General features: G+C 72.5%; 19 protein-coding genes. 11 read left to right on the top strand and 8 right to left on the bottom strand.

Annotation, left to right across the window (positions count from 1 at the left end; translation table 11 throughout):
* Positions 1-34 precede the first annotated feature (34 nt).
* The 3 genes from ACFV6V_RS24540 to ACFV6V_RS24550 form a co-directional block, all read right to left on the bottom strand.
* Positions 35-1,024 (bottom strand): serine/threonine dehydratase, encoded by a 990-nt coding sequence (locus ACFV6V_RS24540; RefSeq protein ID WP_385568729.1) that lies wholly within the window; start codon positions 1,022-1,024, stop codon positions 35-37.
* A gap of 1 nt (position 1,025) precedes the next feature.
* The gene (locus ACFV6V_RS24545) at positions 1,026-1,586 is read right to left on the bottom strand and encodes a hypothetical protein (RefSeq protein ID WP_385568732.1); all 561 of its coding nucleotides are present in this window, start codon (positions 1,584-1,586) and stop codon (positions 1,026-1,028) included.
* A gap of 122 nt (positions 1,587-1,708) precedes the next feature.
* Positions 1,709-2,521: a glutamate racemase gene (locus tag ACFV6V_RS24550; protein WP_385568735.1), complete on the bottom strand. Its 813-nt coding sequence runs from the start codon at positions 2,519-2,521 to the stop codon at positions 1,709-1,711.
* Between the two features lie 58 nt (positions 2,522-2,579).
* Between ACFV6V_RS24550 and ACFV6V_RS24555 the strand changes: the two genes are divergently transcribed.
* On the top strand, positions 2,580-3,803 hold the full coding sequence (locus ACFV6V_RS24555; protein ID WP_385568737.1) for a glycosyltransferase: 1,224 nt from the start codon (positions 2,580-2,582) through the stop codon (positions 3,801-3,803).
* A gap of 6 nt (positions 3,804-3,809) precedes the next feature.
* Here ACFV6V_RS24555 and ACFV6V_RS24560 read toward each other — a convergent pair whose 3' ends face one another.
* Complete coding sequence (locus tag ACFV6V_RS24560; RefSeq protein ID WP_385568740.1) at positions 3,810-5,072, bottom strand: TerD family protein; 1,263 nt, start codon at positions 5,070-5,072, stop codon at positions 3,810-3,812.
* 251 nt (positions 5,073-5,323) lie between these two features.
* Here ACFV6V_RS24560 and ACFV6V_RS24565 point away from each other — a divergent pair, with 251 nt between their 5' ends.
* The 4 genes from ACFV6V_RS24565 (at position 5,324) to ACFV6V_RS24580 (ending at position 9,966) form a co-directional block, all read left to right on the top strand.
* Positions 5,324-5,776: a DUF6643 family protein gene (locus ACFV6V_RS24565; protein WP_361289524.1), complete on the top strand. Its 453-nt coding sequence runs from the start codon at positions 5,324-5,326 to the stop codon at positions 5,774-5,776.
* 69 nt (positions 5,777-5,845) lie between these two features.
* Positions 5,846-6,679, top strand: coding sequence for an MOSC domain-containing protein (locus tag ACFV6V_RS24570; RefSeq protein WP_385568742.1), 834 nt, complete (start codon positions 5,846-5,848; stop codon positions 6,677-6,679).
* Between the two features lie 153 nt (positions 6,680-6,832).
* Positions 6,833-7,441, top strand: coding sequence for a hypothetical protein (locus ACFV6V_RS24575; protein ID WP_385568745.1), 609 nt, complete (start codon positions 6,833-6,835; stop codon positions 7,439-7,441).
* A gap of 98 nt (positions 7,442-7,539) precedes the next feature.
* The gene (locus ACFV6V_RS24580) at positions 7,540-9,966 is read left to right on the top strand and encodes a right-handed parallel beta-helix repeat-containing protein (protein WP_385568747.1); all 2,427 of its coding nucleotides are present in this window, start codon (positions 7,540-7,542) and stop codon (positions 9,964-9,966) included.
* A 63-nt stretch (positions 9,967-10,029) separates the two neighbouring features.
* Here ACFV6V_RS24580 and ACFV6V_RS24585 read toward each other — a convergent pair whose 3' ends face one another.
* Positions 10,030-12,369, bottom strand: a complete 2,340-nt coding sequence (locus tag ACFV6V_RS24585; protein WP_385568772.1) for a hypothetical protein — start codon at positions 12,367-12,369, stop codon at positions 10,030-10,032.
* A gap of 241 nt (positions 12,370-12,610) precedes the next feature.
* Between ACFV6V_RS24585 and ACFV6V_RS24590 the strand changes: the two genes are divergently transcribed.
* From ACFV6V_RS24590 to ACFV6V_RS24600, 3 genes are all read left to right on the top strand, one after another.
* Positions 12,611-13,042 carry a hypothetical protein gene (locus ACFV6V_RS24590; RefSeq protein WP_385568750.1) on the top strand — a complete coding sequence of 144 codons (432 nt, stop codon included), beginning with the start codon at positions 12,611-12,613 and terminating at the stop codon, positions 13,040-13,042.
* Between the two features lie 3 nt (positions 13,043-13,045).
* Positions 13,046-13,483, top strand: a complete 438-nt coding sequence (locus ACFV6V_RS24595) for an SRPBCC family protein (protein WP_385568752.1) — start codon at positions 13,046-13,048, stop codon at positions 13,481-13,483.
* A gap of 339 nt (positions 13,484-13,822) precedes the next feature.
* On the top strand, positions 13,823-14,302 hold the full coding sequence (locus tag ACFV6V_RS24600) for an SRPBCC family protein (RefSeq protein WP_385568755.1): 480 nt from the start codon (positions 13,823-13,825) through the stop codon (positions 14,300-14,302).
* Positions 14,303-14,316: 14 nt separating this feature from the next.
* Here the strand turns inward: ACFV6V_RS24600 and ACFV6V_RS24605 are convergent, their stop codons facing one another.
* Complete coding sequence (locus ACFV6V_RS24605; protein WP_385568757.1) at positions 14,317-15,432, bottom strand: PLP-dependent cysteine synthase family protein; 1,116 nt, start codon at positions 15,430-15,432, stop codon at positions 14,317-14,319.
* A 222-nt stretch (positions 15,433-15,654) separates the two neighbouring features.
* On the opposite strand from ACFV6V_RS24605, the gene ACFV6V_RS24610 reads away from it, so the two are divergent.
* Together ACFV6V_RS24610 and ACFV6V_RS24615 are read left to right on the top strand one after the other, a co-directional pair.
* Positions 15,655-15,987 carry a hypothetical protein gene (locus ACFV6V_RS24610; RefSeq protein WP_385568760.1) on the top strand — a complete coding sequence of 111 codons (333 nt, stop codon included), beginning with the start codon at positions 15,655-15,657 and terminating at the stop codon, positions 15,985-15,987.
* 212 nt (positions 15,988-16,199) lie between these two features.
* Positions 16,200-16,778: an ATP-binding protein gene (locus tag ACFV6V_RS24615; protein ID WP_385568762.1), complete on the top strand. Its 579-nt coding sequence runs from the start codon at positions 16,200-16,202 to the stop codon at positions 16,776-16,778.
* A 10-nt stretch (positions 16,779-16,788) separates the two neighbouring features.
* Here ACFV6V_RS24615 and ACFV6V_RS24620 read toward each other — a convergent pair whose 3' ends face one another.
* Positions 16,789-18,012 (bottom strand): ROK family protein, encoded by a 1,224-nt coding sequence (locus tag ACFV6V_RS24620; protein WP_385568765.1) that lies wholly within the window; start codon positions 18,010-18,012, stop codon positions 16,789-16,791.
* Positions 18,013-18,077: 65 nt separating this feature from the next.
* Between ACFV6V_RS24620 and ACFV6V_RS24625 the strand changes: the two genes are divergently transcribed.
* Positions 18,078-19,331 (top strand): MFS transporter, encoded by a 1,254-nt coding sequence (locus ACFV6V_RS24625; protein WP_385568767.1) that lies wholly within the window; start codon positions 18,078-18,080, stop codon positions 19,329-19,331.
* 109 nt (positions 19,332-19,440) lie between these two features.
* Here the strand turns inward: ACFV6V_RS24625 and ACFV6V_RS24630 are convergent, their stop codons facing one another.
* A complete protein-coding gene (locus ACFV6V_RS24630) occupies positions 19,441-20,118 on the bottom strand; it encodes a 4'-phosphopantetheinyl transferase family protein (RefSeq protein WP_385568769.1) in 678 nt (225 codons plus the stop codon).
* Positions 20,119-20,252: the final 134 nt, after the last annotated feature.

Consider the following 20,252-nt stretch of genomic DNA (forward strand, 5'->3'; position numbering starts at 1 on the left):
CTTCGGGCGGACGACGCCAGTTCTCCAACACGGCCTAGGAGCCCGTCCCCACGAGGTCCCCGGGATCGGTGTTCGCGCCGCAGAGCACCACGCACACCCGCTCCCCCGCGGTCGGCCGGTAGCCGAATCCGGGCCCACCGTCACCACCCAGCGCGGCCAGCGCGGTCGCCGCACCGTGCTCGACCGCCACCCGGTGCCGGTCCCACAGCGCTCTGCGCGCCCGGACGATCTCCTCGTCCGCGACCAGCACGGAGCGGACGTGGTCCCGCTGAGCGACCGCGAGGGCCATCGCGGAGGCTCTGCGGGCGCCGAGGGAGTCCGCCGCGACCGAGTCGACGGAGACGTCGACCGGGCGGCCCGCCTCGAGCCCCGCGTTCAGCGCCCGGCACCCGGCCGGCTCCACCGCCACCATGCGGACTCCGTGCCGCTCCGCGGCAGTGGCCACTCCGGCGAACAGCCCGCCACCGCCGACCGCCACCACCACGGTGTCCGGGCCGCCCGGGATCCGCGCCCCGATCTCCTCGAGCAGGGTGCCCGCGCCCGCCGCGATCAGCGGATGGTCGTAGGCGTGGCTGGCGAGCGCGCCGGTAGCCACCGCGAAGTCCTCGCAGGCGGCGAGTGCCTCGGCGTACTCCGTACCGACCAGGCGCACCTCTGCGCCGAAGCCGCGCAGACGGGCGACCTTGACCTGGGGCGCTGTGGCGGGCAGGAACACGGTGGCCCGCACGCCCTGCTGCCGGGCGGCCCAGGCACAGGCCAGGCCCGCGTTGCCACCGGAGGCGATGGTCACCCCCGCGTCCGGGAAGGTGCCGGCGTCGCGGTGGGCCTGGATGAAGTTCTGCGCGCCGCGGGCCTTGAACGAGCCGGTGTGCTGCATGTACTCGAGCGCCAGCCAGACCTCGTACGTCTCGCCGGCGCCGCTCCCGACGGATCCCGGTTCACCCGGGGCGACCGTGACCGGCCGCACGCGTCCCCCGACGCGCGCCGTGGCGGAGATGATGTCGTCATAGGTCAGCTCGTGCACGTCAGATCTCCGCTGCGGTCCCCTTCGAGGTCAGCCGCAGTCTGTCACGGATCACCCGGACGGCCGTCTCCGCGTCGTCCACGGTCACCGTGAACATCCGGCCGTCGCCGAGTCTCAGCGCGAGGCCCTCGCCGCGGCGGACGATCACCGCCGTGCCCTGCTCGGGACGCCAGCGGTAGCCCCAGCCGCCCCACTGGCGCGGGCAGACCCGGGGGACGAAGTCTGCTCCCACCACGGAGTCCAGGGGGATCCTCCGCCGCGGCAGGCCCATGTAGCCGCAGCGCACTTCCATGCAGTCGCGGTCGACCGTGACCGCCACATGGACGAAGGCGAGGGTGCCGAACAGCACCAGCAGGCCGGCGGCGACACAGCCGATCACCGACATCAGCAGGGCGAGGACGCCTGAGGTCCAGGGGGCGTCGACGGCGAGTTCGATGCCGAGCGCCATGCATCCGGCGCCGACCGCTGCCAGCACCCACTGGATGCGGTTGGTCGCGCGGCCGGTCCAGATCGGGGGCGGCGCGTGAGCGGCCTGCCCCTCAACACCGGGGTGGTCCGTCATGCGTAGCAGCGTACTCACGTTCCGCTCCGCCGGCACCGGGTCGCCTGGCTCGCGTACGCGGCCTGCCGGGAGCGTCCCCGCATGCCGGGTCCGGCCCGCGGGGGCCGCTGTGACGTGGCGGGTCAGCAGGCCGGAGTGACCGGATCCACCGTGTTCGCCGTGTCCAGCAGCCGGCCTTCGGCGTACGCCAGCGCGGGCCGGGGCAGCGCGCCCTGCTGTCCGCTGAGCAGCACGGTCAGCCTGGTGCTGTGTGCGGCGGCGGGCGCGGGCTGGGCGTCGGCGCGGCGCAGCGCCTGGGCGGCTACGGCACCGGCCGAACCGTGCAGGACGACTGGCTTGAGCCCGTCGGGACGGCCGGCGCTGACGGCGGCGCGGATGCGCTCGGCGACCAGTTCGTAGTGGGTGCAGCCGAGGACCACGGCCCGTACGTCCATTGGGGTGAGAGCGGCGGCGGCGGCGACGGTCCGGTCGATGGCGGCCTCGTCGGCCTGCTCGACGGCGTCCGCGAGCCCGGGGCAGGGCACCTCGGTGATCTCGGCGCCGTCGGCGAAGTCGCGGATGAGGCCGCGCTGGTAGGCACTGCCGGTCGTGGCGGGGGTGGCCCAGATGGCCACCCGCCCGCCGCCCGCGGCCGCCGGCTTGATGGCGGGTACGGTGCCGATCACGGGCACGCCTGGCTCCAGCGCCGCGCGCAGTGCGGGCAGCGCGTGCACGGACGCGGTGTTGCAGGCGACGATCAGGGCGTCCGGGCGGTGCGCCGCGGCGGCGCGTGCGACGGCGAGCGCGCGTGCGGTCAGATCCTCCGGTGTGCGGGGACCCCAGGGCATCCCGTCCGGATCGCAGGAGAGCACCAGGTCCGCGTCGGGTCGCAGGCGGTGCACCGCGGCGGCGGCCGCCAGCAGGCCGATCCCGGAGTCCATCAGTGCGATCTTCACCCGGTCACCCTAGCCGACGACCCTTGCGGCCCGGCCGTTGTGGGGCAGACTGCGAAGAATGGGCACCCTCGCGTGGATCGCCGTGGTTTCCCTGGCCGTGTGGCTGTGGCTGCTGCTGGGGCAGGGCTTCTTCTGGCGTACGGATCAGCGGCTGCCCCGGCGCGAGGCGGCGCCGGGGGCGTACGACGACTGGCCGTCGGTGGTGATCGTCGTACCGGCCCGGGACGAGGCCGCCGTACTGCCGGAGAGCCTGCCCTCGCTGCTGCGGCAGTCCTATCCGGGGGAGGCCGAGGTGATCCTCGTGGACGACGGCAGTACGGACGGCACGGGCGCCCTGGCGCGCGAACTGTCGGAGCGCTACGGCGGGCTGCCGCTCACCGTGGCCTCCCCGGGGGAGCCGGAGCCCGGCTGGACGGGCAAGCTCTGGGCGCTGCGCCATGGCATCGCGCTCGCACGGGCCAGGGACCCCGAGTATCTGCTGCTCACGGACGCCGATATCGCGCATGAGCCGGACAGTCTGTCCGATCTGGTCTCCGCGGCGCATGCGCACGGGATCGATCTGGTCTCGCAGATGGCGCGGCTGCGGGTGGCCACTCCATGGGAGCGGCTGGTGGTGCCTGCCTTCGTCTACTTCTTCGCGCAGCTCTATCCGTTCCGCTGGATCAACCGCGGAGCGGGCGACAGGAAGGCGGGCGGCGGGCGGGCCCGCGCGACGGCCGCCGCGGGCGGATGTGTGCTGCTGCGGACCGCGACTGCGGAACGGGCGGGCATTCCGTGGTCGGTCAGGCAGTCGGTCATCGACGACGTGGCGGTGGCGCGCGCGGTGCGGCGGGCCGGGGGGCGGGTGTGGCTGGGTCTCGCCGAGCGAGTGGACAGCATCCGTCCGTATCCGCGGCTGACGGACCTCTGGCGCATGGTCTCCCGGAGCGCGTACGCCCAGCTGCGCCACAGTCCGCTGCTGCTCGCCGGGACGGTGGCGGGTCTCTCGCTGGTCTACCTGGTGCCGCCGGTGGCGGTGTTCGCCGGGGTGTACGGGGCTGGGGGCGCCGGGGACGCGGTGGCGTGGTGGGCGGGGGGCGCGGCGTGGGCGGTGATGGCCGGGACGTATGTGCCGATACTGCGCTACTACCGGCAGACTCTGTGGCTGGCTCCGCTGCTTCCGGTCACGGCGCTGCTCTACCTGCTGATGACGGTCGACTCGGCGGTGCGTCACTACCAGGGACGCGGCGCGGCCTGGAAGGGGCGCACCTATGCGCGCCCCGAGGCCGCGCCGGACCGCTGAGCGGGCTCATTTCCGTCCGGGCGTCCAGTTCATGCCCCAGCCGTAGGCGTGGTCGATCGTGCGCTGCGGGCTGACTCCTCGCTCGGGGACGAGATAGCGCGCCTCGCGCTGGGCGACCAGATCACCGCCCTGGTTGGTGAGGAGGACGAGGGCGCAGACCGTCGAGGGCACGGTGCACTCGTCGAGCGAGAACTCGATGGGTGCGCCGTGCTGGGGCTGGAGGGTGACCGTGGCGTGCAGGTCGGCGAAGCTGCGGGCACCGGAGTAGATGGTGACGAAGATGACGACGCGGCGGAGCTTGTCCTTGTGGTCCAGATTGATACTGAGGTTCTCGCCGGTGGCCACGGAGCCGGTGCGGTCGTCACCGTCGAGCTGGATGTACGGGGGCTGGTGGAGGGCCCCGAAGGCGTTGCCGAGAGCCTGGACGACTCCCTTGCGGCCGTCACCGAGCTCGAAGAGGGCGCAGAGGTCGAGATCGAGATCGGCGTGCATGGCCACGGCCTGGCCGAGCTTGGAGCCCCAGCCCGTGAACTGCTTGCGCACCTCCCAGTTGAGGTTGACACGCATGGTGCCGGATGTCCCGCCCTGCTTGGCGAGCGAGACGGTGGGGGCCTCCTTGGTCAGGGTGATCTTGCTGAGGCGCACGGGTGCGGGGGCGACCGGAGCCGAGGCCGCGGCAGGCACCTGCGGGGTCGCGGGGACCGGGCCCGGGGCAGTCGGCAGCGGTGCGGCCTGCTGCGGTTCGTCGACCGTGATGCCGAAGTCGGTGGCGAGCCCTTCGAGTCCGCTCTGGTATCCCTGGCCCACGGCGCGGAACTTCCACGCACCCTGGCGCCGGTAGAGTTCGCCGAGGATGAACGCCGTCTCGACCGTCGCGTCGCCGCTCTCGTAGCGGGCGATCTCCGCGCCGCCCGCCGCGTCGAGCACCCGGACGTACAGCCCCGGCACCTGTCCGAAGCTACCGCCGTCCGACGACGCCGCGAGCACGATCCGTTCGACGGACGGCTCGACACGGCCGAGGTCGACGGTGATGTGGTCGGTGGTCACGGCGCCCGCCGTGCGCTTGCCCTCGTGGCGGACGGCACCCGAAGCGTGCTCGGGCTGGTTGTAGAAGACGAAGTCCGCGTCGGAGCGGACCTTTCCCGAACCCGAGGCGAGCAGCAGAGCCGACGCGTCGACGTCGGGCGCACCGCTCCCGGAGCGCCAGCCGAGCTCCACATGGACGATCGGCACGGGTACGGGGACATTCGCCCCTTTGAGCATGGACATCCTCGCCCCCATCACGGGTCCTGGCACCCGGTCGATTCGATGAGCCCAACGTAGCGCCGGACGCCGTCCGGGCACCCCTGCGACCCGTGGGTAACCCCCTCTCAGCTCGCCCTTTACATGATCTAGATGCCTCCGGGCGACCGATTTTCCATAATTCGCTCGCATTGGGGATCGCCGGCCACCGGTATCACGTCAAACAACCCTCTTATCGGGCTCCCCAACCAGCACATCGTGGGCTTAACTTATGTGCCATGACCTCCCCCCGCTCCACCTACGGTGGCGGCTACTACTCCGTGCCGCCGTTCGCCGACACCCCGATCTACGACTCCCTGGTCGCTGAGCGGGGCACGCCTCAGATCGCCCCGATCCGAGTGCCCGCCGCCTACGACTCCGTCGGCAGCGGCTACATGCCGGCGCTTCCCGCGGCCCTGCCCGCCCTCCCGGCGGCTCCCTCCCAGCCCTCACCGTCGTACGGCTACCCGCAGCAGATGTCGCAGCCCGTGCCGCTGCAACAGGCCCCGGCGCCGTACATCGCCCAGCAGCCCGGTGCCCCGCGCGGCTACCCGGGCGTCCAGCCCCAGCAGATGCCCAGGCCGCTGGCGACCGGCTACGAGGCGATGCGCCCGGCGGCGCCGCGCCCGATGCCGACCCCGGCGCCGTACGACGACCCGTACAACCGCCCGTACCAGGGCGGCGGATACTAGGCCAGAACCAGCCGTACCGGTTACGCCGGCGCCGAGCGATACCGGCACGTCTGCTGGCAGGATGGCCGTATGACCGGTCCCGTGCAGCGCTCCGTCCACTCCCTCCATGTCCACCCAGTGAAGTCCCTCGCGGGCTTCGCTCCGGACACGGCGGTCGTGGAGCCATGGGGTCTGGCCGGTGACCGCAGGTGGATGGTCGTGGACGCCACGGGCCGGGCAGTGACCCAACGCCAGCACGCACGGCTCGCGTTGGCGTCCGCCGTGCCCGCGGACGACGGCGGGATCCTGGTGACGGCGCCCGGTCAGGCACCGCTGACCGTGACGGTGCCCGAGCCGGAGGGCACGGTCGTCGTGGAGATCTTCGGGGAGAAGGTGGAGGCGGTGCCGGCCGGCGCCGCCTCCGACGACTGGTTCGGCGCGTACGTCGGCGCACCGGTCCGGCTGGTGCATCTCGACGATCCCGCACACCGCAGGCCAGTTGCTCCGGACTACGCACGACCGGGCGAGACGGTCTCGTTCGCGGACGGGTTCCCGTTGCTGGTGACCACGCGCGCGTCGCTCGACGCGCTGAACACCCTCATCGCGCGGGGAGACAACCCGGACGAGGGCCCACTGCCCATGAACCGCTTCCGGCCCAATCTCGTCGTGGACGGCGGCGACCCATGGGCCGAGGACGAGTGGCGGCATGTCCAGGTCGGTGAGGTCCGCTTCCGGGTGAGCAAACCGTGTGGCCGCTGCGTCGTGACCACCACCGACCAGTCGACCGCGGTACGCGGCAGGGAACCGCTGCGGACCCTCGCCCGCCACCGGCGCTTCGGGGACCGGCTGGTGTTCGGCCAGAACCTGGTCCCGGAGACGTCCGGGTCGGTCAGGGTGGGGGACCCGGTACGGATCATCGACTGACGGAACCCCCGCGGTTCACCGGGCGACGGAACCCCCGCGCCGTCCCGCTCGTTTGGCCCTGAGCCGGGATGTGCCGGCTTCTCCGAGCGGTGTCGAAGCCTGCGGAGGTCTGCGCGGGCTGCGAGGCCGTCACGGCGCAGAGGGGGCGGACCTGTGCGGGCTTTCATGGGTGTGTGGCGCTGGCGGCGCAATCCCCTGCGGCGCACCACCGATCTGGTCGAGGCATGGGTGACGCTGGCCGCGGTGCTGTTGCTGGCCGTCGGCGCACCGGTCGCCGGATGGCTCTGCGGCGCGCTGGCCGATTCCGCGCTCCGTGAGACCGTGCGCGTCCAGCAGGCCGATCGGCGTCCCACGGCCGCACGGGTCGTGCGCGTGCTGCCCCAGCCGAAGCGGTCAGCCGCCCATCCGGACGCCCGGAGCGAGGAACGCACTCGCATCACGGTGGTCGCCGAGTGGACGGGCAGAGACGGGAAACAGCACCGCGACAGAGTGCCCGCACGCACGGTGACCGTGCGCGCGGGCGACACCATACGGATATGGACCGACAGCCGGGACCAGTCGGTCACGCGCCCCCTGGACGGCGGTGCCGCACGGGCACATGCCGTGCTCGCGGGTCTCGGCGTCGCGGCCGTCCTGGCCGGCCTGGTGGAGAGCGGCAGACGGCTGTTCGTACGGCGGCTGATGCGGCACAGGTATGCAGATCTCGACCGGGCATGGGCGAAATCCGGTCCTGACTGGGGCCGTACGGGCACAGGCTGCTGACCGCTCACCCGCCGCGCCTCCGTCACGCTACGGTGGGGCCACGCCGGGCACAGCATGCGCGTGGCGGGTGAACGACGAGGTGGGGGCAAGGCAGCACCATGGCACAGGGCACGGTCCAGGTGACGCACACCGGCACGTCGCGGTGGCGGCGCCGCACGGGCGAGTACGCCTCCCTCGCCGCGGCCCTGGAGGCCGCCGCCGACGGTGACATCCTCACCGTCTCCCCCGGGACCTACCGGGAGAACCTGGTGGTGCGGTGTGCCGTGACCCTGCGCGGGCCCGACGGAGCGGCCGGTTCGGTGCGGATCGCGCCCTCCGAAGGGGTCCCGCTGACCATACGGGCCTCCGCGACCGTGCGGGACCTGCATGTCGAGGGCCAGGACACCGCGGCGCCCGCGCTGCTGATCGAGGACGGCACACCGGAGTTGACCGACCTGCGGATCGTCACCCGCTCCGCGGCGGGTGTCGAGGTGCGCGGCGCCGCCCGACCGACCGTGCGCCGCTGCACGGTCGACAACCCCGCGGGCGTGGGTATCGCCGTCCTGGACGGTGCGGGTGGCGTGTTCGAGGAGTGCGAGGTCGTCGCGGCCGGACAGTCCGGGGTCTCGGTGCACGGCGGCGCCCATCCCCGACTGGAGCGCTGCCGGGTGCACCATGCCTCGGGCGCGGGGCTCAGCATCACGGGCGAGTCGACCGCGCTGGAGGCGATCGGCTGCGAGGTGTACGAGATCAAGGGCACCGGTGTGCAGATCGCCTCGCGGGCCACGGCACATCTCACCGAGTCCAGCGTGCACCGCACCTCCGCCGACGGTGTCACCCTCGACACGGACGCGGTGCTCACCCTCTCCGACTGCGACATCCATGACATACCCGAGAACGCGGTGGATCTGCGCTCGCGTTCGGTGCTCACGCTCACCCGGTCGACCGTCCGGCGGTTCGGACGCAACGGCCTGTCGGTGTGGGATCCGGGAACCCGGGTGGACGCCAACCAGTGCGAGATCCACGACAGCACGGGTGACTACCCCGCCGTGTGGGTCAGCGACGGGGCCACCGCGGTGCTGGACTCCTGCCGGGTCCACGATGTGCCGGACGCGCTCTTCGTGCTCGACCGTGGTTCGCGTGCCGATGTGGTCGACAGTGATCTCGCGCAGGTGCGGAACACGGCGGTGTCGGTCAGCGACGGCGCCACGGCCCAGCTGGACGACTGCCGGATCCGGGAGGCCTCGACGGGCGCGTGGTTCCGCGACCACGGCAGCGGGGGCACCCTGAACAACTGCACCATCGACAAGGCGCAGACGGGAGTGATCGTCACCAAGGGGGCCGACCCTTCGATCGAGCGCTGCACGGTGACCTCCCCGGCGGAGGCGGGCTTCTACGTGTCGGCGGAAGGCCGCGGCACCTTCCGCGCCTGCCGGGTGACGGACAGTTCGGGTTACGGCTTCCATGTGACCGACGGTTGCCGTACGACGCTGATGGGCTGCCGCACCGAACGCTGTGCCCGCGGGGGCTATGAGTTCCCCGGCGAAGGTGTGCGCGCGGAGGACTGCACCAGCGACACCAGCGGAGTGCGCGCTGCGACGGCGCCCGCTCCGGCGGTGGTGACCACCGCCCAGTCACAGCGCTCCCCCGGATTGCTCGGCGAGCTCCCGGCACACCATCCCGCCGCGCCCGTCCAGCAATCCGCTGGGCCCGACGCGGTTCGGTCGGCTCCCATCCGCACCCCGGACGACGTACTGAGCGCGCTTGACGACCTGGTCGGTCTGGACAGCGTCAAGCGGGAGGTTCGCACCCTCACCAACATGATCGAGGTCGGCCGCCGCCGCCAGGAAGCGGGACTCAAGGCCGCTTCGGTCCGCCGCCATCTGGTCTTCACCGGCTCCCCGGGCACCGGCAAGACGACGGTGGCCCGGCTGTACGGCGAGATCCTCGCGTCACTCGGAGTGCTGGAGCGCGGGCATCTCGTCGAGGTGTCCCGGGTGGATCTGGTCGGCGAGCACATCGGCTCGACGGCGATCCGCACCCAGGAGGCGTTCGACCGGGCCCGGGGCGGGGTGCTGTTCATCGACGAGGCGTATGCGCTGTCACCGGAGGACTCCGGGCGGGACTTCGGGCGGGAGGCCATCGACACCCTGGTGAAGCTGATGGAGGACCACCGGGACGCGGTGGTCGTCATCGTCGCCGGGTACACGGCGGAGATGGAACGCTTCCTGACCGTCAACCCGGGCGTGGCATCACGCTTCTCACGGACCATCACCTTCAGCGACTACGTGCCGGATGAGCTGCTGCGGATAGTGGAACAGCAGGCCGAGGAGCACGAGTACCGACTGGCCGACGGTACCGCCGAGGCGCTGCTGAAGTACTTCACCGCGCTGCCGAAGGGCGCAGCGTTCGGAAACGGCCGTACGGCGCGTCAGACCTTCGAGTCGATGGTGGAGCGGCATGCGGGCCGGGTCGCCGGGCTCGCCGAGGTGAGCACGGACGATCTGACCCTGCTGGTGCCCGATGACCTGCCCGAGCTGCCCTGAGCAGGGCCGTGGTCGAGCGGGGCTCTCCGTGGTCGGCGTCCGATGTTCCGTCAAGGACCTGTCTCAGTCATCCGGCGGATCCGCCGTGTGTGCCGGGGCCCGCTGGCCCGGAAGCGCGGGTGGCAACCGGTTGAGCAGCTCCCTGCGCTCCTGTGCGAAAGCCGGGTCGGCCTGGTAGTCGGAGTGGCCGAGTATCGGTTCCGGAAGGGGATGGCTGTCGGTGCGCCCGTAGACCACCGGGTCTCGCAGCGCTGCACGGTCGACGGCGGGCTTGCCCTGCTCGGGCGGGAGCAGCAGGGGTCCGCCGATCGGATCCGTGTGACGCCAGAGATTGCGCCAGCAGTGCAGCTCCCGGTGGAGCGCGCGAAGTGCCGCGGGACCGAAGTAGGCGGGGAACCAGCGTCCGTAGAGGCGCTCCAGGGGGGAACCGTAGGTGAGCAGGGCCACTCTGCGCCGGGTGGCCGCGGGGAGCTGCCAGACCGCGGCGGCGGCCAGCACGCTGCCCTGCGAGTGGCCCGAGATGACGAGGCGTCCGCCGGTGCTGCCGGTCCAGGAAGCCATGCGCCAGGTGAGGTCGGGCACGGCCCGCTCGGCGTAGCAGGGCGGGGCGAAGGGGTGGGCGGCGCGAGGCCAGAACGTGCCCACATCCCAGAGGATGCCGATCGTCCGCCGGGCCGCCGCGTCCCGGTAAGCGCGTCTGCCCCAGGTGACGATCAGCACGAAGCCGAGCCCGATCAGCAGCGAGCCCAGTGTCTGTGCGGCGTCGGCGATGGCTTCCACCACCGGATGGGCCCGGTCGAAGGCTTCGCCCGGGACCTCACCGGTCGCCCAGGAGCCGGCCAACGCGCCCCCGCCGAGCAGCAGGGTGGCGGTGCACAGGATGCCGATGATGGCCGGGATGGCGTCGGTGAGGGCCGCGGTGGCCCGGGTGGCGGCAATGCGCCGGGTGCGGACCTCGTCCGGCCGCTCGTCGGGGTAGTCGTGTTCCACCGCCGTGGCGAGGGAGCGGGCGGTGCGCCATGTCCGCACGGCGAGTACCGCCAACGGGACGAGCAGCAGGAGCAGCAGCACGGGGATGACCGAGGCCTGCCAACTGAGCAGCACGGGCGGGCCGGTGATGGGCCCGTGGCCCATGCCGGGTGTGGCGGGGCCGTCCAGCCAGTCGGCGACCCGCTGGGCGACGCCACCGGTCATGACCCCGCCGAGTGCGCAGGCCAGGAGGGCGACCGCGGGCCCGCCAAGGCCGTGCAGGGCGGTGCGGGGATGGCGGGCACGCCGGTGCAGGAGATGAGCACACACAGCCAGAGCCACGATCAGGACGCCCTGGACGAGGGTGAGTATCCGGAAGGCCTCCTCGCCGGGGAGTGTGCCGTGGGAGGCCCAGCCGGGGCGGGACCAGGACGCGTAGAGCATGGCGAGGGCCAGCAGAACCAGGGAGATGCCGGGCAGCCAGCCGACGACGGCGCGGTCGATGCGTTGGTCGATGAGGCTGTCGCTGTGCCCGCGGCGGAACACGACCGCGACGACGAAGGCTCCGGCGAGCGCGAGCACCGACTCCAGGGCCCGGCCCGCGAGGTCGAGCGCGAGGACGTCCGCACCGCGGTCGTGGCGTGCGGCCGCCCCGGCGACGGCGGCTGCCACGATCAGGAATCCGGCCGCGGTGTGCGCGGCCCGCAGCCGGGCGACTATGCGCCGCCCGTACCAGAAGCCGGGCCGTCCGAGTGCGGGGCGCATGGACGTCGGACCGCCCGTGGCTGCGGCGGTCGCGATCGCTCCGGTGACTCTGGTGGCTCCGGTGCCGTGTGCGGCTTCGGTGGCGGGCGGCCGCTGGGACTCGTAGGCGCTCCAGGTGCGGTTGGACAGGTACCAGAGCAGTCCCACGAGTGCCGTGGGGACGAGCGCCGCGAGCGAGAGTCGCCGGCCCGGCTGTGACCACCAGCCGTCGCCCGCCGCGGAGAGGAACCCCAGCCAGGAGCGGCTCGCCGAGCAGGGTGCCGAGCCCGCGCACTGCCAGGCCGTCAGATCGAGTGCGACCTCGCAGGTGGCTGCGGTGAGCAGGGCGGTGAGGCTGAGCGCCACGAGGCGGACCAGCATTCCGTAACATCTGACCGCGGCCGGCGGGCCCTTGGTCGTCGGGCGCATCCAGTGCGCGAGGTTGACCACCATGAACGGCAGGAGCAGCAGCCAGAGCGCGCGGGCGCCGTTGCCCGAGGTGAGGTTGGCCCAGCAGTACGCCTCCGGCACAGGGCCGTGTGCGTATCGGTCGGGGTGCTGCTCGGCGTCGGCGTCCTCGGGGCGCCGGTAGACGGCTGCGGTCGCGTCGCCGGTGATCCTCACGGTGCGGGGGTCGCCGAGCATGTCCTGCGGGGTGGCGCCGCCGACGCCGTGGACCAGGAGCTCCAGGGCGGCACCGCCGCCCTCGCCTTCGGCCGATGGCGCCGGTAAACGGGCTGGTTCATACGCCGGATCGTGTGCGGGGGTGGCAGCAGACAATTCCGTGGCTCCTCTCCGCTGGGAGGATCGACCGCTTGTCCAGCGTCGCGCTCCGTGGCTCACCGGCGCGGGCTTCTCCTGGAATCTCCCCCGTACGAGTGCCTCTGGACCGTGGCAGGATGAACAGCCCAGCGGAAGGAGCGGCCCGGTGGTGAACGGCAGGCAGAACCTCCTCGCGGAGCGTCGGCGCGCCTTGATCCGCGATGAGGTGCGGCGCCGGGGCGGCGCCCGCGTCAGCGAGCCCACCCGCAGGCGGAAGGTCTCCCCTGTGACCGTGTGCCGCGGTCCGGACGCTCTCGCCCGGCGAAGCACCGTCACGAACGTGCACGACGGTGTGGTGCACGGCGAGGCCGGCGCACATGAGCCGGGGTGCCGAGCCAAGGCGGCGCCGGAGCCCGGCGCGACGGAGGACATCGCACGGACGGCCGCAGGCATGGCCGGGCCGCGGAGCGCCGTCGCGGTGCCGGACGCCACGGCGACCGAGGGACTGCCGCGCGGGACGGGTGAAGCACTCGCGGAACGACTGCCGCGTGTGGAGTTGGCGGACGGGGCACCCGGGCGCGAAACGGCCACCGGGGACTGAGACATGGCCGTCTTCCGCGTCGTCCGTACGACACCGCTCCCCGCCGCCGAGACCTGGCGGCGCCTCACCGACTGGCCCGCGCACGCGACGCACGTACCGCTGACCCGGATCTCGGTCCTCACACCCGCTCCACCGGGTGCGGGCACCCGCTTCGTCGCGCGCACCGGGCTGGGTCCCTGCGCCTTCGACGACATCATGGAGGTCGTGCACTGGCAGCCCCCGGCCCCGGGACTGCCGGGCCGGTGCCGCCTCGAGAAGCGCGGTCGGGTGGTCCTCGGCTGGGCCGAGATCGAGGTGCGGGAGGTGCCCGGGGGGTCCCGGGTGAGCTGGGAGGAGGAGCTCCGGCCACGGGGCGTGCCCCGCGCCCTGGATGCGACTGTGGCGCTGGCGGCCCGCCGGGTGTTCGGCCGGGTGGTCGACGGCCTGCTGGCCAGGGCCTGAGGCGGTCCCCCAGCCGGCGCACGACGCCCGCTACGGCACTCCCCCTGGCTTCGCCGGGCGGTACCCCCACGCTGCGGTGTCGGGTCATCCGAATACGCCCGGTATTGAGGACGCCTCCCCTGACCCTCGGTGGGGAGACCCCACGCCTCGGCCCCGAAGGGCCGGGGAAGACCCCATGCATCCGACGCCGCACGCTGATCCAACGGGGAGCACGGGACCGCCCCTTGGGAACTGCGCAGCGCTTCGCTCACGTGGGGATGCTGCCGCATCGGCGTTCCGGCGGCTATGGTGTCCCGGCCCGTACGCCATCCCGCCCGACCCACCCGGAGGTACGCTCCGATGCCACGCAGGCTGAACCCCGTGCCGCTCGACTTCGTCGAGTCCGCCCCCGTGCGCCTCGTGTTCACCGCCGACGTGGCCGCGCCTCCGTCGGTGGTCTACCGCGCACTCGCCGACGACGTCGAAGGCTGGCCGGCCTGGTTCACCGCCGTGGCCCGGGCGAAGCCGACCCGGGAGGGCGCCGGCCGGGACGTCGCTCTGCGGGGCGGGGTCCGTTTCCGGGAGACGGTCATGGCCTCGGAACCCGCGACGCGGTACGCCTACCGGATCGACGAAACCAATCTGCCCGGTGTGCGGGCCATGCTCGAGGAGTGGCGCCTCGCGCCCGCGGGGTCCGGCACCCGGGTGCGGTGGACCATGGCGGTCGACGGCCCGGGGCTGCTCCGGTTCGGGATGCGGCTGGGCAAGGCAGGCGTGGGCTATTCCTTCCGTGACGCGGTGCGCCGTCTCGACCGCCGTCTCGCCTCGCTGGCCGGCTGACCGCTGACGGGCGCTCAGTCCGGCCAGCTCCCCGTGGCGAGGAAGCGGTCGATCACCTCGGCGTACGGAGCGATGTCAAGACCCTGACCGGCCAGCCAGGCGTCGGAGTAGTACTTGTCGAGGTAGCGGTCGCCCGGGTCGCAGATCAGTGTGACCACGCTGCCCTTGTCCCCTGCGGACAGCATCTCCGCGACGATCTTCAGCGCGCTCCACAGCCCGGTGCCGGTGGAGCCGCCCGCCTTGCGGCCGATGGCCCGTTCCAGGGCGCGGACGGCGGCGACGGTCGCCGCGTCCGGCACCTTCATCATCCGGTCGATGGCGCCGGGGACGAAGCTCGGTTCCATACGGGGGCGGCCGATGCCCTCGATACGCGAGCCGCAGTCGCTGGTGGCCGTCGCGTCGCCGCGGGTCCAGCCGTCGAAGAAGCAGGAGTTCTCCGGGTCGGGCACACACACGCGAGTGTCGTACTGCATGTAGTGGACGTAGCGGGCGATGGTCGCGGAAGTACCTCCCGTACCGGCGGTGGCGACGATCCAGGCGGGCTCCGGATAGCGTTCCCGGTTGAGCTGCTGGTAGATCGACTCCGCGATGTTGTTGTTTCCGCGCCAGTCGGTGGCCCGCTCGGCATAGGTGAACTGGTCCATGTAGTGACCACCGCACTCGACCGCGAGCGCCGCCGACTCCTCGTACACCTTCATCGGGTCGTCCACGAAGTGGCACTGTCCGCCGTGGAATTCGATGAGACGGCACTTCTCGGCACTGGTGGTGCGCGGCATGACGGCGATGAACGGAACGCCGATCAGCTTCGCGAAGTAGGCCTCCGAGACGGCGGTCGAACCGCTGGACGCTTCGATGACCGGTCTGCCAGGGCGGACCCAGCCGTTGCAGAGCCCGTACAGGAACAGCGAGCGGGCGAGGCGGTGCTTGAGGCTGCCGGTGGGGTGGGTGGACTCGTCCTTCAGGTAGAGGTCGATGCCCCACTGCTCGGGCAGTGGGAAGCGCAGCAGATGGGTGTCGGCCGACCTGTTCGCATCGGCCTGCACCTTCCGGACCGCGTCCTTCAGCCACGCCCGGTATGCGGTGTCGCTCCGGTCCACGTCGATCGTGGCCGCCGCCTCGTACGTACTCATGCGCCCCACTCCTTGCCTGCACTTGCCGCTTCTTGACTTCTTCACGCCCCGCCAGCCCACTCCCCACTGCACCATAAGCCCCTCACCTGCACAAACGTTCACTTTGGGGTTTCATAGCAACTACTTGTGGCAAGGTGTCGAAATGCACCCTGGCGTCCCTGCGACCGGCTGGGCAGACTGGGTGCGGCAGCTCGTACGAGTCGCGCGAAGGGGGCGGCGGTCTTGCAGGAACCGGAGTTCAGTGCCACGGGTGTGCGGATCGAGCGGTGGCCCCGCTCGCTGACCAAGGCCGGTCAGGTCCTCATCGAGGACGGCCGTCTCGCCCTGCTGACGAGTTACGGCCGGGTGATCGACAGTGCACCGGTGGACGCCGTCCATGCGGGCCGGCCGTGGTTCGCGGGCGGCGACAGCACCATCGCGACGGTCAACGGCACCCGTTACCGGCTGACCATGGACCGCCCGGGGCGCACACATGACGGCCACAGGCTCGACGGCACGGCGCTGGCAGGCCGGTTCCTGGACGCGGTACGCAGGGCCGGGGGCGACCTCGACTGACCGCCGCACCCGGACACCTCCCTCCTCGCGGCACACGCGGCCCCCCGCGCGGAGTTGCGTAGTCGTCACTCCTGGTTCACGCTTGACTTCATCACTCAGGGTTCACCGGCGGCTACTCTGTGATCCAGACCGTCGGCACACACACAGCAGGCAGCCAACTGCTGGATCCGTTCCTTCGCCTTCTTCCGGACCTCATTCGGGGAGTCGCAGCCGTGATCAGCGAGGCAAGCAGGCATTGCAGGGTGGAGCTCCAGGCTCTGCCGGCGCGGATCGGTCAGGTCCGCAGAATCGTGTCGGCGCAACTGCGCTACTGGCATCTCGATCCCTTGATCGACCATGCGGCGCTCGGCGTCACGGAGTTGCTGACCAACGTGCACCGGCACGCCCAGCCCGACAAACTGTGCGCCGTCGAGCTCGAGGTGCTGCTCAACCGGCTCACCGTCTCGGTGCACGACCATGACCCGCGCCTGCCCACCGCGGGAAGCACGGGCAGCCGACTGGAGACCACGGGCCGCGGACTCGCCCTGATAGCGGCGCTGAGCGAGAGCTGGGGCGTGCGACCCAAGGGCGAGGGCGGCAAGGCCGTGTGGTTCACACTTCCGGCGCCACTGCCCCTGGCATACCGGCCGACGTTCGCCGATGCCGTGGTGTGCGGTGCGGGCGTGGCCACACCCCTCGTCTCCGACGGCGCCGGCGCGGTTTCGCTGGACGAGCCCTTCGCCGTCGTCGACGCCGGGCCCGCACACGAGGTGCGTACGCCCGCCGTGGCTCGCTCCGCAGCCTCCCGCTGACGGCGAGGACTCAGGACGCGCGGGCCGGAAGCAGGCTCATCGGGTCGTCCAGGACCGGCTGCCAGGCCAGTTCGGCGGCACCCACCAGGCTGTTGTGATCGAGGGTGCAGGGCAGGATCGGCACTCCGCCGCTGCGCCCCCACAGACTGCGGTCCGCGACGACCGCGCGCAGCCGCTCGGGGTCGGCGTCGAGGAGCTCGCGGTGCAGACCGCCGAGGATGATGCGGTCGGGGTTGAGGATGTTGACGAGGCCCGCGAGGCCGAGGCCGAGCCGGTCCACGATCTCCTCCGCCGCGGCCCGCACCGAGGCTTCGCCGTATCCGGTGCGCAGCAGGTCGATGGACTGCTGCAGCAGTGACACCTCGGGGCCCGGATCGCGGCCGGCCGCGGTGAGGAAGGCCAACGGGTCGGCCTCCACGTCGAGGCAGCCCCGGCTGCCGCAGTGGCAGGCGCGGCCCTCGGGGTTGACGGTGAGGTGGCCGACCTCCAGGGCCAGGCCGGAACTCCCCGTGTGCAGCCGCCCGTCGAGCACCAGGGCGCCACCGACGCCGCGATGTCCGGTGGCCACACAGAGCAGATGCCGCGCGCCCCTGCCCGCGCCGTGCCGATGCTCGGCGAGGGCGGCGAGGTTGACGTCGTTGCCCGTGAAGACCGGTCCCTCGATGCCCACGGCACGGACGCGTTCGGTGAAGATGTCCCGCACCGGAGCGCCCGCGGACCAGGCCAGATGCAGCGGGTTCAGGGCGGTACCTTCGGGTTCGGCGACCGCGGAGGGCACGGCGAGCCCGGCCCCGACACACCGCCGCCCGCTGGCGCGGAGCAGTTCGGCTCCGGCCTCCACCACTTCGCCGAGCACCTGGGCCGGGTCGGCGGAGACCGTGACGCAGCCGGGGGCGGTGGCGACGATCGCGCCGCCGAGTCCGACGAGCGCGGCCCGGAAGCCGTCGGCGTGCACCTGGGCGGCGAGTGCCACCGGTCCTTCGCCGTCGACCGACAGCCGGTGCGAGGGGCGGCCCTGGGAGCCTGCGGCCTCGGGCCGGGAGTCGACGCGGATGAGCCCGAGCGCCTCGAGTTCCGCCGCCACGGCTCCGGCCGTGGCGCGGGTGACGCCGAGTTCGGCGGTGAGCACGGCGCGGGTGGGCGCCCGGCCGGTGTGCACCAGTTCCAGCGCGGGGCCGAGAACGTTACGGCCTCTCTCCAGCCTCGTCCGCGTGGTCGTCACCTTGCCGCTCATGAGGGCGAGTCTCCCATGATCCCGCGAGGTTGTGTCGCGGGCGCCTCACCCTCTACGCTTACTTTGTGCCGCTACTAAACAAATCACGGACGGCCGCCCCGGGGAGCCACGGCGAAGATCTCGCCCGCCACTCCCTGAACCGCCTCCGCACCGCCCTGACCTTGTTCTTCGCCCTCGACGGCTTCCTGTTCGCCGGCTGGGTGGTCCGCATCCCCGCGATCAAGGAGCAGACCGGAGCGTCGGCCAGCGCCCTGGGCATGGCCCTCCTCGGGGTGTCCGCAGGCGCGGTGGTCACGATGACCCTGACCGGACGCCTGTGCGGCCGCTTCGGGACGCGCCCGGTGACGGTGGTCGCGGGGGCCCTCATGTCGCTGAGCATCGCCCTGCCCGCACAGACGCATTCGGCGCTCGCCCTCGGTCTGGTGCTGCTCGCCTTCGGCGCGGCCTACGGCGGTATCAACGTGGCGATGAACAGCGTCGCCGTCGAGCTGGTCGCCGCGCTGCGACGTCCCGTGATGCCCAGCTTCCACGCCGCGTTCAGCCTCGGGGGCATGATCGGGGCGGGCATCGGCGGGCTGGTCGCCGCGGGCCTCTCCCCCGCGGCCCATCTCCTCTCCCTCACCGTGATCGGGCTGCTGATCACGGCCGTGGCCGGGCCGATGCTGCTGCGGCACCGCCTGCCCGCGCTGCCGGACGTCGCCACGTCCCCCACGGCCACGCCTGCACCCGCCGCCCGGGGCAGCCGCACCCGCCGACTCGTCGTGCTGTTCGGTGTGATCGCGCTGTGCACGGCCTACGGGGAGGGAGCCCTGGCGGACTGGGGAGCACTCCACCTGGAGCAGGACCTCCACGCCCATCCGGGAATCGCCGCAGCCGGATACGCGCTCTTCGCACTCGCCATGACCGTCGGCCGGCTGACGGGCACCACCCTGCTGGAGCGACTGGGCCAGACCAGGGTCCTGGCCGCGGGTGGCGCGACCGCCGCGGCGGGCATGCTCATCGGCGCGCTGGCACCCACCACCTGGCTCGCCCTCGCGGGCTTCGCCGTCACGGGGCTGGGTCTGGCGAACATCTTCCCGGTCGCGGTGGGACGGGCCGGTGCCCTGGCCGGGCCCTCGGGTGTGGCCACCGCGTCCACGCTCGGCTACGGCGGGATGCTGCTCGGGCCGCCCGCGATCGGGTTCCTCGCCGACTGGTTCTCCTTGCCGGTGGCGCTCACGACGGTGGCGGGGCTCGCCGCCGCGGCAGGGGTCATCGGATGTGCGGCACGTGCGTCCACCCGGCATCGCCACCCGTCGGAACCGTCCCGGACGCACTGACCCGAAGATCGGCACAGCCCGCGTGGCGCGCGGATCGTTGCCGCGCACCACGGCCCGCGCACCACGTCAACGCCCGCGCCCACGGCTTCCTGAGACGACGCGCCGGGAATCACTCCCGCTCGAGCCAGTCCGCGCACACGTCCGACTCGCGGATCCGCACCGGCCGATCGGCAAGGACCGTGACCGCCGCGACATGGTCCGGTCCCGGGCGCAGGTCCGTGGTGCGGGCGCGCGCCGGGAGGCCGGGGTGGGCGGTGGCGTCGAGCAGTCGGACCGGCAGACCCGGGGCAGAGAGGGTGAGGGTGGCCATGGGGACACGCAGACCGTCGCCCGTGGCCTTGAGGATGGACTCCTTCCTGGTCCAGACGAGGTAGAAGCCGGTGACGGGTTCCGTCTCGCGGAACCACGCGGTCTCCTCGCCCGACAAGGCGTACCGGGCGAGAGCACGGTGGTCGAGGCCTCGGTCGATCCGTTCCACATCGACCCCGACGGGACCGGCGCGGGTGACGGCCACCGCTATGAGGTCGTCGGTGTGGGAGAGCGAGACATGCAGGTCGAGACCGGGAAGTTGGGGCTTGCCGTGCGGCTGCCCGCAGCCGGCGCACGTCCGGTCGACACGGACGCGGCCGGCGGGGCAGCCGGCGTAGCGGGCGGCCAGGGTCCGTAGGAGGACGGCCGCCGTGGCGTGGCGGTCCCGCGCGGCGTGGTCGCCATCGGCTTGGTGGCGCTCGTACCGCTGTCTCTCGGCCGGGTCGAGAAGGGCGAGGCGGTGGGCCGGCACCGTCACCGGCGCGGCCCACCACACATCGCAGTCGACCGGGTCCCGTCCGGGTGCCGCGGGGGGGGGCGGGGGGGCACGGCGCCCCCCCCGCCCCGGGTTGGGCCGCGCGCGGGGGCATAGGCCCCCCCCCCCGGGGGTAC

This window comes from Streptomyces sp. NPDC059828, from assembly GCF_042731955.1.
Lineage (GTDB): Bacteria > Actinomycetota > Actinomycetes > Streptomycetales > Streptomycetaceae > Streptomyces.

Coding starts and splice junctions, on each gene's coding strand:
- ACFV6V_RS24545 (WP_385568732.1), bottom strand. CDS start 1,586: ATGACGGACCACCCCGGTGTTGAGGGGCAGGCCGCTCACGCGCCGCCC.
- ACFV6V_RS24555 (WP_385568737.1), top strand. CDS start 2,580: ATGGGCACCCTCGCGTGGATCGCCGTGGTTTCCCTGGCCGTGTGGCTG.
- ACFV6V_RS24560 (WP_385568740.1), bottom strand. CDS start 5,072: ATGTCCATGCTCAAAGGGGCGAATGTCCCCGTACCCGTGCCGATCGTC.
- ACFV6V_RS24565 (WP_361289524.1), top strand. CDS start 5,324: ATGACCTCCCCCCGCTCCACCTACGGTGGCGGCTACTACTCCGTGCCG.
- ACFV6V_RS24570 (WP_385568742.1), top strand. CDS start 5,846: ATGACCGGTCCCGTGCAGCGCTCCGTCCACTCCCTCCATGTCCACCCA.
- ACFV6V_RS24580 (WP_385568747.1), top strand. CDS start 7,540: ATGGCACAGGGCACGGTCCAGGTGACGCACACCGGCACGTCGCGGTGG.
- ACFV6V_RS24595 (WP_385568752.1), top strand. CDS start 13,046: ATGGCCGTCTTCCGCGTCGTCCGTACGACACCGCTCCCCGCCGCCGAG.
- ACFV6V_RS24600 (WP_385568755.1), top strand. CDS start 13,823: ATGCCACGCAGGCTGAACCCCGTGCCGCTCGACTTCGTCGAGTCCGCC.
- ACFV6V_RS24605 (WP_385568757.1), bottom strand. CDS start 15,432: ATGAGTACGTACGAGGCGGCGGCCACGATCGACGTGGACCGGAGCGAC.
- ACFV6V_RS24620 (WP_385568765.1), bottom strand. CDS start 18,012: ATGAGCGGCAAGGTGACGACCACGCGGACGAGGCTGGAGAGAGGCCGT.